Here is a 16,189-nt window from a genome sequence, read left to right as displayed (position 1 = left end):
GTGTCAGTGGATGCGCATTATAGGGAGTTCCGCTCAGAGCGCAAGGGATTATTTAAACTTTTTTACTGAGTGGTGATTATTAAATCATTCCGACTAAAAACAGAACAAAAAGGCCTGGAAATTCGCATTTCTAGGCCTTTATTAGACAATATCTACTATTGCTGGGCGGTAATCACCCCGTCTACGACACCTAATTTAATTGTCGCCCCCGGTAACAGTTGCCCTGAAAGAATCTGTTGGGCTAGCGGGTTTTCGATTTCTTGCTGTATAGCGCGCTTCAATGGGCGCGCGCCATAGATAGGATCGAAACCGACTTCACCTAATAGTTTCAATGCCTCGTCAGAAATCTCTACCGAATAACCGCGCTCTTCCAACCGTTTATAAAGACGTTGCAACTGAATATCAGCAATTTGCGAAATATGTTCATGACTTAGTGGATGGAACACCACCAGTTCATCAATACGGTTGATAAACTCAGGACGGAAATGGTGTCCTACAACCTCCATCACTACATCTTTCATCTGACCATAGCTGAGCTCACCAAATTTATCTTGAATTAAATCGGAGCCCAAGTTGGACGTCATAATGATTACCGTATTACGGAAATCGACCGTACGCCCTTGTCCATCTGTCAATCGCCCGTCATCAAGAACTTGCAGCAGTATATTAAAGACATCAGGATGGGCTTTCTCAACCTCGTCTAACAAGATTACTGAATAAGGACGTCTACGTACTGCTTCGGTTAAATACCCGCCTTCTTCGTAACCGACATATCCCGGAGGTGCCCCCACCAATCTTGATACCGAATGTTTTTCCATAAACTCTGACATATCGATACGTACCATTGCCTCATCACTGTCGAAAAGAAAATCAGCAAGGGACTTACAGAGTTCTGTCTTCCCAACACCTGTTGGCCCTAAAAAGAGGAAAGAACCAACTGGACGATTAGGATCTGCGAGCCCTGCTCGGCTACGACGTATAGCGTTAGCTACCGCATCGACAGCTTCATCTTGTCCGATTACGCGATGGTGCAACGTCTCTTCCATCCGCAGTAACTTTTCTCTCTCGCCTTCCATCATCCGCGCAACAGGAATTCCGGTCCAACGAGCTAATACATCGGCAATTTCGACGTCAGTGACTCTATTACGTAGCATCTTCATTTGCTGAGTTTCAGATTGCGTTGCTTGCGCAAGTTGTTTCTCTAACTCAGGGATCTTGCCGTATTGCAGTTCAGACATCTGCCCAAGGTCGCCATTACGTCGCGCTTGCTCCATACTAATTCGAGCCTGCTCTAGCGCTGCTTTAATATGTTGTGTGCCAGTGAGTGACGCTTTTTCAGCTTTCCACTCTTCTGCTAACTCCGCATAGCTTTGCTCTTTTTGCTCTAACTCAGTTTCAAGCATCGCTAACCGCTTAACACTGGCATCATCCGTCTCTTTCTTAAGTGCTTGTTGCTCTAGCTTAAGTTGAATGATTCTTCGTTCGAGACGATCCAATGGCTCGGGCTTAGAATCGATTTGCATGCGAATGCTAGATGCCGCTTCATCAATAAGATCGATAGCTTTATCCGGTAACTGACGATCTGCAATATAGCGGTGCGAAAGTTGTGCGGCTGCAACGATTGCCGGGTCAGTAATTTGAACGTGGTGATGTAACTCGTAACGTTCTTTCAGCCCACGTAAAATCGCGATGGTATCTTCCACAGTCGGCTCGGCGACCAAGACTTTTTGGAAGCGACGTTCGAGCGCAGCATCTTTTTCTATATATTGACGGTATTCATCTAAGGTTGTTGCCCCGACGCAATGCAGTTCTCCTCGCGCTAAGGCAGGCTTAAGCATATTACCGGCATCCATCGCACCATCGGCCTTACCCGCGCCGACCATGGTATGGATTTCGTCGATAAAGAGAATGACATTACCGTCCTGTTTCGACAGATCATTCAGCACCGCTTTAAGCCGCTCTTCAAATTCGCCCCGAAACTTGGCACCAGCCACCAGCGCTCCCATATCTAAGGCTAAGACCCGGCGACCTTTAAGGCCTTCTGGAACTTCGCCATTAATAATACGTTGCGCTAAGCCTTCAACGATTGCGGTTTTACCTACCCCTGGCTCACCAATTAACACTGGGTTATTTTTAGTACGGCGTTGAAGTACTTGGATGGTACGTCTAATCTCTTCATCACGACCAATAACCGGGTCGAGTTTGCCTGACTCAGCACGTTCGGTCAGATCAATCGTATATTTTTTTAGTGCTTGACGTTGGTCTTCTGCTCCTTGGTCGTTCACACCCTCTCCTCCACGAAGTTGCTCGATAGCATTGGTGATTTTTTCACTGGTTAAGCCTGCTGATTTCAATAGGTCGCTGACTCCCCCCCGGGAGTCAATAGCCGCGAGGAGAAAAAGCTCAGACGAGATATAACTATCACCTCGTTTTTGTGCCAATTTATCGCAAAGATTTAATACTCGGATGAGTTCCGCCGAGGGCTGAACATCGCCATCACTCCCCTCAACTTTCGCAAGACGCGCCAAGGCCTGAGATAACTGAGCTTGAAGCGAAGAAACCTCTACCCCACAAGAAACGAGTAACGGACGAATCGACCCACCTTCTTGCGTTAATAATGCAGAAAAGAGATGGATCGGTTCGATGAATTGATTATCACTGCCTAGTGCTAATGATTGTGCATCAGCTAAGGCTTGTTGAAATTTATTAGTTAGACGATCTAGACGCATAATTCCTCCACAAAGGTCAACATGCTGTTGACTATAAAATGGAGGTGATTAGGAAGAATTCAAGAGGGCTGAGAGTAAAATTGCTGAAATTTTACTCTCAGCAATAGAGGCTCAAATTATTAATCCGCGATCCAAATGAGCGTGGCCATACGACCTGTTTGACCGTCTCGCCGGTATGAGAAAAAGTGTTCAGCCTCTGAAAAGGTGCAACGCTGGGATTGATATAGGGTGGCAACCCCCGCACGCTGTAAACGCAACTCAGCCAGCTTTGCTAAATCAGCTAAATATTTTTCGCCATGAGTAACAAAACACTGTTCAGCGTCTTGGTGCGAATGAATAAAAGCGTCTCTCACTTCAGCACCTACTTCAAAAGCGTGAGGGCCGATAGCAGGCCCTACCCATGCAATAATCTCTTCTGGACGACAGTCAAACGTGTTGAGTGTATTTTCAAGTACCCCATCACATAAACCTCTCCACCCAGCATGTGCTGCGGCAACCTGAGTACCTTGACGGTTACAGAACAAAACAGGTAAACAATCGGCGGTCATCACGACACATACCTTGCCAGCTTCACGCGTGAAGCTGGCATCCGCATCAGGAGTGCCCGTCCAAGAAGCTGCTGCGTCGACAACACGATGACTATGAGTCTGATTAAGCCAAAACGGTGGAGCGGGTAACTGCGCAACCTCTATGAGGAGATCACGATTGTTATTAACTGCATCAAGGCTATCCCCAACATGACTCCCAAGATTGAAGGAGTTCCAAGGTGCGCCGCTTACACCGCCCACGCGGGTAGTCGATACCGCGTGCACATTTGGTGGCACGCTCCAGTCAGGAATAATCAATGACTCACTCATAACCAGTCCATTTCATCGCGATGAACTGCAGTATCAGCCTTCAATGCCTCAATTAACTCCACCATATCTTGAGGTAATGGCGCATGCCATTCCATTTGAATCCCAGTTATCGGGTGGTAGAGTCGAAGCATGGTCGCATGTAAAGCTTGGCGATCAAAGCTACGCAACGCCTGAATAAAGGATTCACTCGATCCCTTAGGAGGGCGAGGACGACCACCGTAAAGTGGATCTCCCGCCAGCGAGTGACCGATATGCGCCATATGCACACGGATTTGATGTGTTCTACCGGTTTCTAACCGTAAACGAAGACGAGTGTGGGCCCGGAAATGTTCCATGATGCGGTAGTGCGTAACGGCAGGTTTACCCATCGGATGAACAGCCATATGCGTGCGCTTAGTTGAGTGACGAGATATCGCTTCATCCACGGTCCCCCCCGCAGTCATGGTGCCAATCGCTACCGCTTCATATTCACGGGTCATTTCTCGCCGCTGTAAGCAATCAACCAAATGGGTTTGTGCCGGCACGGTCTTGGCAACCACCATTAATCCTGTGGTATCCTTATCGAGGCGATGTACAATACCCGCACGCGGAACATCAGCGATGGCCGGATAGTGATAAAGCAGCGCATTCAGAATGGTTTTATCCGGGTTACCGGCTCCTGGATGAACAACTAAGTCGCGTGGTTTATTGATCACCAGAATATCATCGTCTTCGTAGACGATGTTGAGGGGAATATTTTGAGGTTCCCAACGCGCTTCTTCTTCGATTTCTGCGCTGATTACTATTTTCTCGCCGCCCAATACTTTTTCTTTGGGTTTATCGGCAACCGACCCATTAATGGTGACTCGGCCCTGTAAAATCCATTCTTTTAAACGAGAACGTGAATAATCAGGGAACAATTCAGCCAAAGACTGATCTAAGCGTTGTCCCAATTGTTCTAGGGAGATGGTTGCAGCGAGTTCTACTTGTTGTGCCATATAAGGTTCTTCGTTAACGTTGGGTTTTTCCGGCAAAGCCGTTTAAGATAATGTGCTATCTTAGCTGATAAACAATGGAAGCCGCATATAAATGCTTCCAATAAACTTTTGAGGATAATCAATTCGTCATGATGCGTATGAAATATCTTGTGGCTCTCGCCACGCTTAGCTTAGCTCTGGTCGGATGTTCCGGATCTAAAGATGTAGTTCCTGACAATCCTCCTTCGCAGATTTATGCTACAGCCCAGCAAAAACTGCAAGATGGGAACTTTAGAGGCGCCATCAGTCAGTTAGAAGCGCTGGACAACCGTTATCCTTTTGGTCCGTATTCGCAGCAGGTACAGCTTGATCTGATCTATGCCTATTACAAGAATGACGATATGCCAATGGCACAAGCGACCATTTCACGCTTTATGCGTTTAAATCCGACCCACCCTAACATTGACTATGTCATGTATATGCAAGGGTTAACGGACATGGCACTTGATCAATCTGCCCTACAGCACTTCTTCGGTATCGACCGTTCAGATCGCGACCCTTCGAATGCTCGTCAAGCCTTCAAAGACTTTTCACAACTGGTACAAAGCTATCCAAACAGCCAATATGCACCTGACGCACAAAAACGTTTAGTCGCGCTAAAGGATCGTTTGTCGACGTATCAATTATCTGTTGTGAAATTCTACACTAAACGTGAGGCTTATGTCGCGGTTGTTAATCGTGCCAAAGAGATGTTGAGTGATTATCCAGATACAGCATCAACACGCCAAGCCCTTTCTTACATGGAAAACGCCTACCGTAAACTGCAGCTGAACGCTGAAGCCGATAAAGTGGCGAAATTAATCGCGCTGAACAACGCTAAATAACGACATCGATTCTCCTTAACAATCAGCCGCCGTCGAGCGGCTGTTTTTTTATCTCTTTACATCGCCCTCCCCCAGCCCCCCTATCACTTACCCGATTAAAACAATTGAAAAGGGAATTCCCCCGTAATACTCTCATTCCCATCTCCATAAACGATGGAATCGCATGTCGACGACACTGCCCATTAATTTTGATACACGTCCATTGATTCCCTTCGCACATGATTATTCTCATGGCGAGAGTGAGCCTTGGCATCAACATAGCTGTGCACAATTACTTTACAGCTTAAGTGGCGTGGTCAGCATCCACACCGCGCAAGGAAGTTGGATCATCCCTCCTAGTCGAGGAGTGTGGTTACCTGCAGGAATTGCTCATCAGTTAACGATTACAGGGAAAGTTGCCGCCAGAACATTATTTGTTGATCCTTTCGCCCGAGCTGATTTACCAACAGTATGCCAAGTGGTGCAAGTCTCGCCGCTGCTAAGAGAGCTCATTATCACCGCACTCGACCTCCCAGAACGCTACGCAGCGAATAGCCGAGCAGAGAGAGTATATGAACTTATCCTAGATGAAATACGCGGAATGTCGATACTCCCCTTCAATCTCCCCGAGCCGGTCTCCCCTGCGCTCAAGAACCTATGCGTACTTGTGCGTAACGATTTAGCAAAACCATGGACAACGTCTGAGGCAGCGACTCTGCTTAACCTCAGTGAGCGCACACTATTAAGACATTTTCGTCAGGAAATAGGTTTTTCGTTCAGTGAATGGGTACGACGGGCAAAGTTAATGGAGTCTTTGAAACGTCTTGCGCAGGGCCAATCTGTATTAAGAGTGGCCCTCGATTTAGGCTATGAGAGTCAAAGCGCTTTTAGCACGATGTTTCGCCGACGATTAGGGATGCCCCCTAGCCATTATTTCCATTTATCGTAAAGGTGGGAAGTGAATTAAGCAACGCCTGTAAAGAAGCCCTGGCGATATCACTATCGACACTGACTCCCCAATGGCTCCCCTTCCCTTGGCTCTCGCAAAGGATGTAGGCTGCCGAACGGCTTTCATTTTTCCTTCCCAATGTATGCTCATGATAGTCTTGAATCGTTAACGGTTCCCCCAGATAAGAAGTTAACGCATTAGCCGCTGCAGACAATAGTCCATTTCCCTCTCCTCTTAACATTAGGGTTCGCTTGGGCGTTTTAACCTGAGCATGGAACAGAATTCGGTTATCATTTAAGCTTTCTGTTCGATAATCCAATAACTGATGTGTGGCCTGCTCGTGGGGACCGTAAAGTTGACGAAAGAGTTGCCATACCTGCGCTAAGGTCATTTCACGGCCGCTCTGGTCGGTAATCGTTTGTACATGCCGACTGAAGACTTGCTGTAAAGCTCGGGGGAGCTTTAACCCATGATTCTGTTCTAACATCCATGCCGTACCACTTTTACCCGATTGGCTATTCACACGGATGACAGCCTCATAATTACATCCTATGTCATTAGGGTCGATCAGTAGATAAGGGATTTCCCATAAGAGATTCGTCGCATGCTCACGCGCGGTGAAGCCTTTTTTGATCGCATCTTGATGCGATCCAGAAAAAGCCGTAAACGCCAGTTTTCCCGCATAAGGATGCCGTGGATGAACTGGGAGTTGATTGTATTCCTCTACTTGCTCGACGATATTGGTCATATCACTAAAATCAAGCTGAGGTGAGATCCCTTGGCTATAAAGATTCATCGCTAAGGTCACTAAACAGAGATTCCCCGTTCGCTCCCCATTACCAAAAAGACATCCTTCAACCCTTTCAGCTCCTGCGAGTAAAGCCAGTTCTGCGCTCGCCACGCCGCACCCTTGGTCATTATGAGGATGGACACTGATACATACCGATTCACGGTAGGCAAAATGGCGGCAGAAATGTTCAATCTGATCGGCATAGACATTAGGGGTATTTACCTCAACGGTACTGGGTAAATTAATGATCATTGGTCGTTCGGGTGATGGCTGCCAAACCTTTGCCACGGCTTGACAGATCTCCAGCGCAAAATCTGGCTCGGTAAAGCAGAATGTTTCAGGTGAGTATTGATAGGTCCAATGCGTATCGGGATTAGCCTCACAATAACGACGGATTTGCTCACTTCCCGCGACCGCCAACGCAATAATTTCTTGTTTACTCTGCTGGAAGACTAGGCGTCGGAATAGAGGTGCCGTGGCATTGTAGAGATGAATCGTGGCCCGTTTAGCCCCTTTTAACGCTGCAAATGTCCGCTCGATGAGATCGGCCCTTGCTTGAGTAATCACTTGAATGGTGACATCTTCTGGGATCCGTTGCTCTTCAATCAATTGCCGCACGAATTGAAAGTCGGTATCGGATGCCGCAGGAAAGGCGACTTCGATTTCTTTAAAGCCACAGGCTAAGAGCAATTCCCAAAACTTTAGTTTACGCTCGACACTCATAGGCTCAGCTAACGCTTGGTTACCGTCTCGTAAATCCGTAGATAGCCAGCGTGGAGGTTGCGTTAATTGTTTATTAGGCCAGATTCTATCCGCTAAGGCGATAACGGGAAAGAGCTTATATTTGGTTGAGGGGGCTAACAGCATGATATTTCCTTACTGAGGATAAAAAGACTATCCTAGCGATACCTCTTCCCCTGTGACTCATGCATAAGTGACAACCTCATGCTTGAAACGGACAGCGCAGTGCCTAACACACTAATCTTTTAGCCCGCACTGACTGACAATAATTTCCCCCTCTCAACCAGCAGGTAGCTGAAAATGAGCTGTTTGACTAATTATTTTTTCTCTAGTAATAATGTGATCTACATCACATTATTACTATGCATAGTCGGTATTCTGGATACTCGTACCCTGGCAATGACGAAGAGAGGTAAAATGATGATCAACATCACCAGCAAGCAAATGGATATTACCCCGGCAATCCGTAGTCATATTGAAGAGCGGTTTGCAAAGCTAGAGAAGTGGCAAACCCAGCTGATAAATCCTCACGTAGTCCTCTCTAAAGAACCTAAAGAGTTTGTTGCCGATGCAACACTCAATACGCCCAACGGTACCCTCGTTGCTACCGCGAAACACGACGATATGTATGTCGCGGTAAACGAACTCATTTCTAAACTCGAACGCCAGCTCAATAAGGTTCAGCACAAGGCTGAAGCACGGCGTGCAAACGGTAGTGTTAAAGATATTATTCCTGCCGAATCCTAATGTTATCGCGCACCCATCAGGTGCGCGGTTTTAGGTTGACGCGCCGGATCGCAAACGCTACTCTTTGATTTCAACTCTACCGAGAAAATTAACATGTACTATAACTTGTTCTTCTTTTCATTTTTTTTTAGCTCCCCCTCCCAGGGAAGCCGCTTCGACTAGAATGAATGAAAAGACGAACAAAAGGCCTCCCCTCCGGGAGGCTTTTTTTTTGAAAAAATAAAAAAACAAAAGGACAGACTATGACCCCTTACGCCTCGCTTGACGAATTGCGGCATGATATTAGTGAACTGGATAGCCGCTTACTCACCTTACTTGCTAAACGTCGTGAGCTTGCCGTTGCGGTGGGCAACTATAAGTTACAAAGCCAACGTCCTGTGCGCGATGTGACCCGCGAAAAACAGCTTCTGGAAAAACTGATCGAACAAGGTAAAACGCTCTCTCTCGACAGTCATTATATTACGCGCCTTTTTCAACTGATCATTGAAGACTCGGTACTGATTCAACAAGCTTTACTACAAAAAGCGCTTAATGACTCTCAGCAACAAGCGGTTCGTGTCGCGTTCTTAGGCCCTAAGGGCTCTTATTCTCACCTCGCCGCACGTAGCTACGCTTCACATCATTTTGATCAAATGATCGAAGTCGGCTGCAGCAAATTCCAAGATATCGTTAATCAAGTAGAGAAAGGGTTAGCTGACTATGCCGTGCTTCCCTTAGAGAATACCAGCTCAGGGTCGATTAACGATGTCTACGATTTGCTTCAGAATACTGGGTTACATATTGTAGGAGAAATGACATTACCGATTAATCACTGCCTGTTGGTTTCGGGTGAAACCTCTCTTTCGTCCATCACTACGGTCTATAGCCATCCACAGCCTTTCCAACAATGCAGCCAATATTTGAACCATTATCCGCACTGGAAAATTAACTATACCGAAAGTACTGCCGCAGCAATGGAAACCGTTGCGAGCTTAAATGACCCTTCTGTCGCAGCACTCGGCAGTGAAGCCGGGGGACAACTCTATCAACTGCAAGCAATAGACCGCCAACTCGCGAACCAATCACAAAATATTACCCGTTTTATCGTGCTAGCGCGTAAACCGGTGAAAGTGTCAGAACAAGTTCCCGCGAAGACAACCCTGTTAATGGCAACCGGGCAACAAGCAGGTGCATTAGTCGACGCATTATTGGTCTTAAGACAACATGATATTATGATGACTAAATTAGAATCTCGCCCCATTAACGGTAACCCTTGGGAAGAGATGTTTTACCTCGACGTTCAAGCTAATAGCAGTGATCCGGCTATGCAATCTGCCTTACAACAGCTCACTGAACTTACCCGCTACTTAAAGGTGCTTGGTTGCTATCCGAGCGAAACAGTGACCGCCGTAATACCTTAAAAAAAAGCACCACTGTAAACGTGGTGCTTAACATTAGTAGGTTGGCGAATTACTTGCGATTATCGTTCGCCGACCGGAGTAGAGAGCGACTTTCTGTCATAAATGTCTTGGCATAATCACCAAACCAAGTTTGAACCCCAGCAAAACTTTTTATGAAAGAGGCTTTATCGCCACGTTCGAGTTGTGCCAGCGCCTCGCCAAAGCGAGTGTAATAACGCTTGATTAAGGCAATGTTGTTTGGCGACGACATAATAATATCAGCGTATAATTGTGCATCTTGAGCAAATAGGCGACCTACCATTGCTAATTCTAGTCGGTAGATAGGTGAGGAAAGTGCCAGTAATTGTTTAAGATCGACATTCTCTTCTGACAAATGCAATCCATAGGCGAAGGTCGCAAAGTGTCGGAGTGCTTGGATAAACGCCATATTTTGGTCATGCTCTTCCGCCGTGGCAGAATGTAGCCTTGCCCCCCATACCTCGATTTGCTGCAGAAACCACTGGTAAGCTTCAGGAGAACGGCCATCACACCACACCACCACTTGTTTAGCCAAGCTACCACTATCTGGCCCAAACATCGGGTGCAAACCTAATACAGGTCCATTGTGTGCCGCCATCATTGCTTGTAAGGGCGCTTTTTTGACTGAGCACAAGTCTACTAAAATACAATCATCAGGGAGTGTTGGTAGCTGTCGTATAACCTGTTCGGTTAAGTGAATGGGGACGCTAATAATCACCATCCCCGCATCGCTGACCAATGAAGCAGCTTGGTTCCATTCTTCCTTATCGAGCAAACGGACTTGGTAACCTGAAAGCGTTAACATGCGCTCGAACAAGCGCCCCATTTTCCCTTTACCACCGACGATAACGATAGGTCGCATTGCTGGATTGAGCGTCTTAAACCCTTTATCATTTTCACTGGCGTAAGACTCCCGCATCACTCTACGTAAAACATCTTCGATTAAATCGGCAGGGATCCCGGCAGCTTCCGCTTCCGCACGTCGTGAAGCTAACATCGATGCCTCACGCTCTGGTACATAGATCGGCAACCCATGCTGGCTTTTGACTTCTCCAACTTCCGCCACCAATTGCATACGTTGTGCAAGCAAGGCCAGTAACGCTTTATCTGTTTCATCGATTTTATCGCGTAGTGCGTTCAGTTCTGCAACCATTACCCTATCTACCCTTCCACTGTACTTGAGGTGATCATAGCATTCATTGCGCTCGCCAGTTTCTTTAATAACTGCTCAGTTGACTGCCAGTTAATACAGGCGTCGGTAACGGATACGCCATATTGCATATCAGCTCGCGGCAACTCTGAAGATTGGCTCCCCTCGAATAAGTGACTCTCTAACATAATGCCAGTTATAGAACGGTTTCCGGCTTGCAATTGCTGTAATACGCTATCGGCCACCACCGTTTGACGACGATAATCCTTATTAGAATTACCATGACTGCAATCGATCATTAAAGAAGGACGCAGTCCAGCCTTAGTCATTTCAGCCTCACACTGGGCAATATCTTCAGGATGGTAATTTGGCGACTTACCGCCTCGTAAAATAACATGCCCATCACCATTACCTTGGGTTTGCAGGAGGCAAACTTGGCCTTGTTGATTAATCCCGACAAAACGATGCGGCATTGCTGCGGCACGCATTGCATTGATCGCCGTCCCCAAACTACCATCAGTACCGTTTTTAAAACCGACTGGCATGGATAACCCTGATGCCATCTCACGGTGAGTTTGCGATTCCGTGGTACGAGCGCCGATCGCCGACCAGCTGAATAAGTCACCTAAAAACTGTGGGGAATTTGGATCTAAGGCTTCGGTTGCTAGAGGCAGCCCCATAGAGACTAGTTTAACCAACAATTGACGCGCCAGCTTCAATCCTTGCTCAATATCAAATGAACCATCCATATGCGGGTCGTTAATTAATCCTTTCCACCCCACGGTGGTACGCGGTTTTTCAAAATAAACGCGCATCACTAAGTAAAGAGAATCACTCACCTCTTCAGCCAACTTCTTATAAAGAGCGGCATACTCTAAAGCCGATTGTGGATCATGAATAGAACATGGGCCACAAACGACTAATAGACGAGGATCCCGACCCGCAATGATATTAGCAATGGTTTGACGGGAATGTTGGATTTGCTGCTGCTGAGCGGCAGTCAGTGGGAACATATCTTTCAGTTCTGCTGGAGTCAGCATCACAGACTCATCAGTGATATGGACGTTGTTCAAGGCATCTTTTTGCATAACATTACCTGACTAAAATAATGAGGTCACCGCGACCGATACCCTTACCATATCATAAAAAGTAAACCTTTCAATCCATTAATTAAAATACTGTAAACCAATACTTACAATAATACTTATTAATACGGGTGAATTTGCTTTGTGTAATTAATTTATTACAGAAATGAGTAAGTTGAGTATAAAAAGCCCGCGAGATTCACGGGCGTATTTCGAGTTAATTATTGAGAATAAGGGAAGTGATAACACCAGTGGCAATAGCAATAAGAACGTAATTACCATTAACCTTCGCCCACCGTTGTCCAGATGGGGGCGCACCCAACCCATGTCGGTGCCAGTCGTTGACCCAATACCGATCTTGATAATATCGATGAGGATATCGTCCACCCGGTCTAAAATGGTGTCCGCCGTAGAAGAAATCTCTTCTAGCATAATGCGGTCGATGATGAGAGTGCCTTTCATGATCACGGTAATCACCTCGCCAGTCATGGCGATCATGCCATTGTGGCCCTGAATATCCGTGCCGATCCCAGTGATCATGATGATGGTCATGGGCATAAGCCATAACCATCGGGTTTAAGGTTAACCATACCATCGCTAACACTAGAGGTCTTTTACGCATAACTTCTCGCTTGAGCCAAAAAATTAATTGAATTATGCGTATAACTGTACCGCTTACCATCAAGATTACTCTTGATTCGTATCAGGAGAGTATGTCCAAAGTTATCAGAAACCCTATTTTCTTAACGAAACCTTAGCATTAAGCGCGTAACGTGCTTTGTCCCCAACAGATCCATTTATAGGTAGTGAGCGCTTCTAGCCCCATCGGTCCTCTGGCATGTAATTTCTGCGTACTGACTGCAACCTCGGCCCCAAGACCAAATTGGCCGCCATCGGTAAAGCGTGTACTGGCATTGACATACACAGCGGCCGAATCGACTTGATTTACAAAATCCTGAGCATGCTGGTAATTTTCAGTCAGAATACCATCGGAATGCTGAGTACCATACTCGCGGATATGTTCAATCGCTGCTTGTAAACCTTCTACCGCCTTGATATTAAGATCTAGAGATAGCCATTCATCGCGATAAGACGCTTCGGTGGCTTGTGCGAACCCATTATCCGCTAAGGCGGGATGAGACAACAGTTGTTGATCCACATGCAGGGTAATGCCTTCCTGCACCATACGAGCCACGAACTTGGGGAGAAAGCTATCGAGTTGCGAATGGTGAATTAGTAGCGTCTCTAAGGAATTACAGGCACTTGGGCGCTGTTTCTTAGCGTTGACTATCACATCGAGAGCTTGTTCAGTTTCCATCGTTTCATCAATATAGAGATGGCAAACACCAATGCCACCAGTAATGACGGGGATTGTCGAGTGCTCACGACACAGCTTATGTAAGCTTGCACCGCCACGTGGAATCAACATATCGACATAATTATCTAGCTTCAATAACTGGGTCACCCATTGCCGATCTGGATCGTCTATGGCTTGAACGGCATCAATCGGTAAGCCATGCTGTGCTAGAGCTTTCCGGATCACATTAACCGTTTGCGTATTAGTGCGGTAGGTTTCTTTGCCGCCACGAAGAATCGCCGCATTTCCTGTTTTTAAGCATAGCGTTGCCACATCAATGGTAACATTCGGGCGAGCTTCGTAGATGATAGCGACCACCCCTAACGGTACTCGGCGTCGCTCGATTTTCAAACCGCTGTCTAACTCCCCACCATCGATCACCTGACCAATAGGGTCACCCAACTGACAGACTTTACGCACATCATTGGCGATATCCGCTAATCTTTCAACGGTAAGTGTTAAGCGATCAATTAATGCAGGCGAGAGGCCTTGTTCGACGGCATCTGCTACATCCAGTTGGTTGGCTGCTAAAATATCGCCCGCGTGAGTATTCAATTGATCGGCAATCGTCATCAATAACTGATTTTTTTCTTGCGCGGTAAGCGTAGCAAGTTGGTAAGCTGCAGCCTTAGCACGCTGCCCCATAAGTTCTATATTCATCTCAACTTATCCTACAATCATATCATCACGATGGACGGCAACAGCACCGTACTCATAGCCTAAGATTTCACTAATAGATTGGCTATGTTTCCCAGCAATCATCCGCAAAGCATCACTGTTATAGCGCGAAACGCCATGTGCGATATCGTTACCCTGTGGATCACGAATAGCAATAACTTCGCCACGGGAAAAATTACCGGTAATCTCAGTAATCCCTTTCGGTAGCAACGAACTTCCCCGCTCAAGTAATGCGGTCAATGCACCGCCATCAATTACAGCGGAACCAGCGGGAGGAGCACCAAAAATCCAATGCTTACGGCTTTCGAGTCTATGCTCTTGCGCATGGAACAGGGTTCCCGCTTTCTCGCCTTGTAATAATCGATGAATCACTATGGGCTGGTCGCCTGGGGCGATAATGACATCAATACCGGCACGACAAGCCACTTCTGCCGCCTGCAACTTGGTTGCCATTCCTCCGGTACCCAGTCCCGAAACACTTCCTCCAGCCATCATTTTCAAGGAGTCATCGATCTGATAGACATCCTCAATGAGTGTTGCACTCGGATCATGGCGAGGATCGGCGGTAAAGAGACCTTGTTGATCGGTTAATAGTAATAGTTTATCGGCGTCGGAAAGGATTGCAGCAAGGGCTGACAGATTATCATTGTCCCCTACTTTGATTTCTGCTGTAGCAACCGCATCATTTTCATTAATAACTGGAACTATGCGCTGATCTAATAGAGCATGCAGCATGTCACGGGCATTAAGAAAACGCTCTCTGTCTTCCATGTCCGCACGGGTAATTAGCATTTGGCCAATATGAATACCATAAATGGCAAAGAGCTGTTCCCATAACTGAATCAGTCGACACTGACCAACCGCTGCAAGCAGTTGTTTAGAGGCAATGGTGGGGGGCAGTTCGGGATAATCAAGATGCTCTCTGCCTGCCGCAATAGCACCAGAGGTCACTACGACGATACGATGACCGTCATTCATGGCTTGTGCGCATTGACGCACAATTTCAACCATTCTTGCACGGTTCAATTGACGAGATCCGCCAGTAAGCACACTGGTCCCTAATTTGACCACTAAGGTCTGACTGCCACTCATATTACCTGCCACCTAGATGTTTAAATGAGTTCACAGTTGTATCAGGACAGCTAGAGCTTGCCAATAGCTATCCTTATGCTTCACGCAACTTAATCCAACAAAGGGGTTGGCTTTGTCGATTAAAACGTCAAAGACGGTTCAAAATTACTCGCTGGAATAAGCGGTGCATTTAATTCGTTCATTAATGCTTCGAGGCGTGGGAAGAATTTTTGCAGACTGGCTTCCGCTTCTTGTCGATCGGCATCGCGTTTGATCTCAGCTGGAACCCATTGACCGGCCTTATCATAAAGACCGAAATCGAAACGATAATCAAAGTGGCTCTCGTGAGCTTCCAATACTAGCCACCATCCCCAAAACTCTCTCTTTTCGGGTGCAGGTTTGATATTGGTACAGACGGCTAAACAATCGAAGAAAAAGTGTTGGTCTTGGCATTGGTCCTCACGCAGATAGGGACCTAGCTCATTAAATTTTACGATATAACGGCCTCTGAAGTGGCCTCCGGGTAATACCATCTGACTACACTCCTGTTAGCGATCATTGTTATTAATGTTACTTTTAGCAGACTCACTATTAAATGAAAACGATAAAAAAACAGCACCCTCAGGTTAATGCTGGTCACTTAAGGTGGCCAGCATTGTTTTTTAAGGGATATTTTGACCTTTTCTCTCTTACTTCCCTCGCATATTCCCGTTCTCGCCTGGAGGGCAGTTTTAGCATCGCTGCGTTGCTGTAAAAATGCTTCAGATGACCTGGCATAGCGCCCGGTGATGCCCACGG

At 46.6% G+C, this 16,189-nt stretch carries 14 protein-coding genes, 1 pseudogene and 1 other annotated feature; of the genes and pseudogenes, 4 read left to right on the top strand and 11 right to left on the bottom strand.

What is annotated here, in order from left to right:
• Positions 1-155: 155 nt before the first annotated feature.
• From clpB to rluD, 3 genes are all read right to left on the bottom strand, one after another.
• Positions 156-2,729: an ATP-dependent chaperone ClpB gene (gene clpB / locus HH682_RS14680; protein WP_214238263.1), complete on the bottom strand. Its 2,574-nt coding sequence runs from the start codon at positions 2,727-2,729 to the stop codon at positions 156-158.
• A gap of 119 nt (positions 2,730-2,848) precedes the next feature.
• Positions 2,849-3,586 carry a purine nucleoside phosphorylase YfiH gene (gene yfiH / locus HH682_RS14675; protein WP_214238262.1) on the bottom strand — a complete coding sequence of 246 codons (738 nt, stop codon included), beginning with the start codon at positions 3,584-3,586 and terminating at the stop codon, positions 2,849-2,851.
• Entirely contained in the window at positions 3,583-4,563 is a 981-nt protein-coding gene (rluD, locus tag HH682_RS14670; protein WP_214238261.1) for a 23S rRNA pseudouridine(1911/1915/1917) synthase RluD, read from the bottom strand. The genes yfiH and rluD overlap by 4 nt, the downstream gene beginning before the upstream one ends.
• A 128-nt stretch (positions 4,564-4,691) precedes the next feature.
• Between rluD and bamD the strand changes: the two genes are divergently transcribed.
• A complete protein-coding gene (gene bamD, locus HH682_RS14665; protein ID WP_214238260.1) occupies positions 4,692-5,426 on the top strand; it encodes an outer membrane protein assembly factor BamD in 735 nt (244 codons plus the stop codon).
• Between the two features lie 163 nt (positions 5,427-5,589).
• Entirely contained in the window at positions 5,590-6,354 is a 765-nt protein-coding gene (locus HH682_RS14660; RefSeq protein WP_214238259.1) for an AraC family transcriptional regulator, read from the top strand.
• Here the strand turns inward: HH682_RS14660 and leuA are convergent.
• Positions 6,329-8,011: a 2-isopropylmalate synthase gene (leuA, locus tag HH682_RS14655; RefSeq protein WP_214238258.1), complete on the bottom strand. Its 1,683-nt coding sequence runs from the start codon at positions 8,009-8,011 to the stop codon at positions 6,329-6,331. The two genes, HH682_RS14660 and leuA, sit on opposite strands and share 26 nt — an antisense overlap.
• Before the next feature lie 291 nt (positions 8,012-8,302).
• Here leuA and raiA point away from each other — a divergent pair, with 291 nt between their 5' ends.
• Together raiA and pheA are read left to right on the top strand one after the other, a co-directional pair.
• Positions 8,303-8,632: a ribosome-associated translation inhibitor RaiA gene (gene raiA / locus HH682_RS14650; RefSeq protein ID WP_099825452.1), complete on the top strand. Its 330-nt coding sequence runs from the start codon at positions 8,303-8,305 to the stop codon at positions 8,630-8,632.
• A 92-nt stretch (positions 8,633-8,724) separates the two neighbouring features.
• Positions 8,725-8,845, top strand: a sequence feature (Phe leader region).
• A gap of 29 nt (positions 8,846-8,874) precedes the next feature.
• The gene (gene pheA / locus HH682_RS14645; RefSeq protein WP_214238257.1) at positions 8,875-10,032 is read left to right on the top strand and encodes a bifunctional chorismate mutase/prephenate dehydratase; all 1,158 of its coding nucleotides are present in this window, start codon (positions 8,875-8,877) and stop codon (positions 10,030-10,032) included.
• Positions 10,033-10,081: 49 nt separating this feature from the next.
• On the opposite strand, the gene tyrA is transcribed toward pheA, so the two are convergent.
• The 7 genes and pseudogenes from tyrA to HH682_RS14610 form a co-directional block, all read right to left on the bottom strand.
• On the bottom strand, positions 10,082-11,203 hold the full coding sequence (tyrA, locus tag HH682_RS14640) for a bifunctional chorismate mutase/prephenate dehydrogenase (protein ID WP_214238256.1): 1,122 nt from the start codon (positions 11,201-11,203) through the stop codon (positions 10,082-10,084).
• A gap of 8 nt (positions 11,204-11,211) precedes the next feature.
• Complete coding sequence (locus HH682_RS14635; protein ID WP_214238255.1) at positions 11,212-12,288, bottom strand: 3-deoxy-7-phosphoheptulonate synthase; 1,077 nt, start codon at positions 12,286-12,288, stop codon at positions 11,212-11,214.
• Between the two features lie 214 nt (positions 12,289-12,502).
• Positions 12,503-12,850 carry an RcnB family protein gene (locus HH682_RS14630; RefSeq protein ID WP_250318723.1) on the bottom strand — a complete coding sequence of 116 codons (348 nt, stop codon included), beginning with the start codon at positions 12,848-12,850 and terminating at the stop codon, positions 12,503-12,505.
• A gap of 195 nt (positions 12,851-13,045) precedes the next feature.
• On the bottom strand, positions 13,046-14,302 hold the full coding sequence (gene proA, locus HH682_RS14625) for a glutamate-5-semialdehyde dehydrogenase (RefSeq protein ID WP_214238253.1): 1,257 nt from the start codon (positions 14,300-14,302) through the stop codon (positions 13,046-13,048).
• A gap of 6 nt (positions 14,303-14,308) precedes the next feature.
• A complete protein-coding gene (gene proB / locus HH682_RS14620) occupies positions 14,309-15,412 on the bottom strand; it encodes a glutamate 5-kinase (protein WP_214238252.1) in 1,104 nt (367 codons plus the stop codon).
• A 119-nt stretch (positions 15,413-15,531) separates the two neighbouring features.
• Positions 15,532-15,924: a sigma factor-binding protein Crl gene (crl, locus tag HH682_RS14615; RefSeq protein WP_214238251.1), complete on the bottom strand. Its 393-nt coding sequence runs from the start codon at positions 15,922-15,924 to the stop codon at positions 15,532-15,534.
• A gap of 103 nt (positions 15,925-16,027) precedes the next feature.
• Positions 16,028-16,189, bottom strand: a pseudogene (locus HH682_RS14610) (IS4 family transposase); the annotation flags it as partial.

Origin of the sequence: Rosenbergiella gaditana (assembly GCF_018494065.1) — a bacterium.
Classification (GTDB): Bacteria; Pseudomonadota; Gammaproteobacteria; order Enterobacterales; family Enterobacteriaceae; genus Rosenbergiella; species Rosenbergiella gaditana.
This window is presented reverse-complemented; position numbering and strand designations above follow the sequence as displayed.

Coding starts and splice junctions, on each gene's coding strand:
- proA (WP_214238253.1), bottom strand. CDS start 14,302: ATGAATATAGAACTTATGGGGCAGCGTGCTAAGGCTGCAGCTTACCAA.
- rluD (WP_214238261.1), bottom strand. CDS start 4,563: ATGGCACAACAAGTAGAACTCGCTGCAACCATCTCCCTAGAACAATTG.
- raiA (WP_099825452.1), top strand. CDS start 8,303: ATGATGATCAACATCACCAGCAAGCAAATGGATATTACCCCGGCAATC.
- clpB (WP_214238263.1), bottom strand. CDS start 2,729: ATGCGTCTAGATCGTCTAACTAATAAATTTCAACAAGCCTTAGCTGAT.
- bamD (WP_214238260.1), top strand. CDS start 4,692: ATGATGCGTATGAAATATCTTGTGGCTCTCGCCACGCTTAGCTTAGCT.
- HH682_RS14660 (WP_214238259.1), top strand. CDS start 5,590: ATGTCGACGACACTGCCCATTAATTTTGATACACGTCCATTGATTCCC.
- leuA (WP_214238258.1), bottom strand. CDS start 8,011: ATGCTGTTAGCCCCCTCAACCAAATATAAGCTCTTTCCCGTTATCGCC.
- pheA (WP_214238257.1), top strand. CDS start 8,875: ATGACCCCTTACGCCTCGCTTGACGAATTGCGGCATGATATTAGTGAA.
- crl (WP_214238251.1), bottom strand. CDS start 15,924: ATGGTATTACCCGGAGGCCACTTCAGAGGCCGTTATATCGTAAAATTT.
- yfiH (WP_214238262.1), bottom strand. CDS start 3,586: ATGAGTGAGTCATTGATTATTCCTGACTGGAGCGTGCCACCAAATGTG.
- HH682_RS14635 (WP_214238255.1), bottom strand. CDS start 12,288: ATGCAAAAAGATGCCTTGAACAACGTCCATATCACTGATGAGTCTGTG.
- proB (WP_214238252.1), bottom strand. CDS start 15,412: ATGAGTGGCAGTCAGACCTTAGTGGTCAAATTAGGGACCAGTGTGCTT.
- tyrA (WP_214238256.1), bottom strand. CDS start 11,203: ATGGTTGCAGAACTGAACGCACTACGCGATAAAATCGATGAAACAGAT.
- HH682_RS14630 (WP_250318723.1), bottom strand. CDS start 12,850: ATGGCTTATGCCCATGACCATCATCATGATCACTGGGATCGGCACGGA.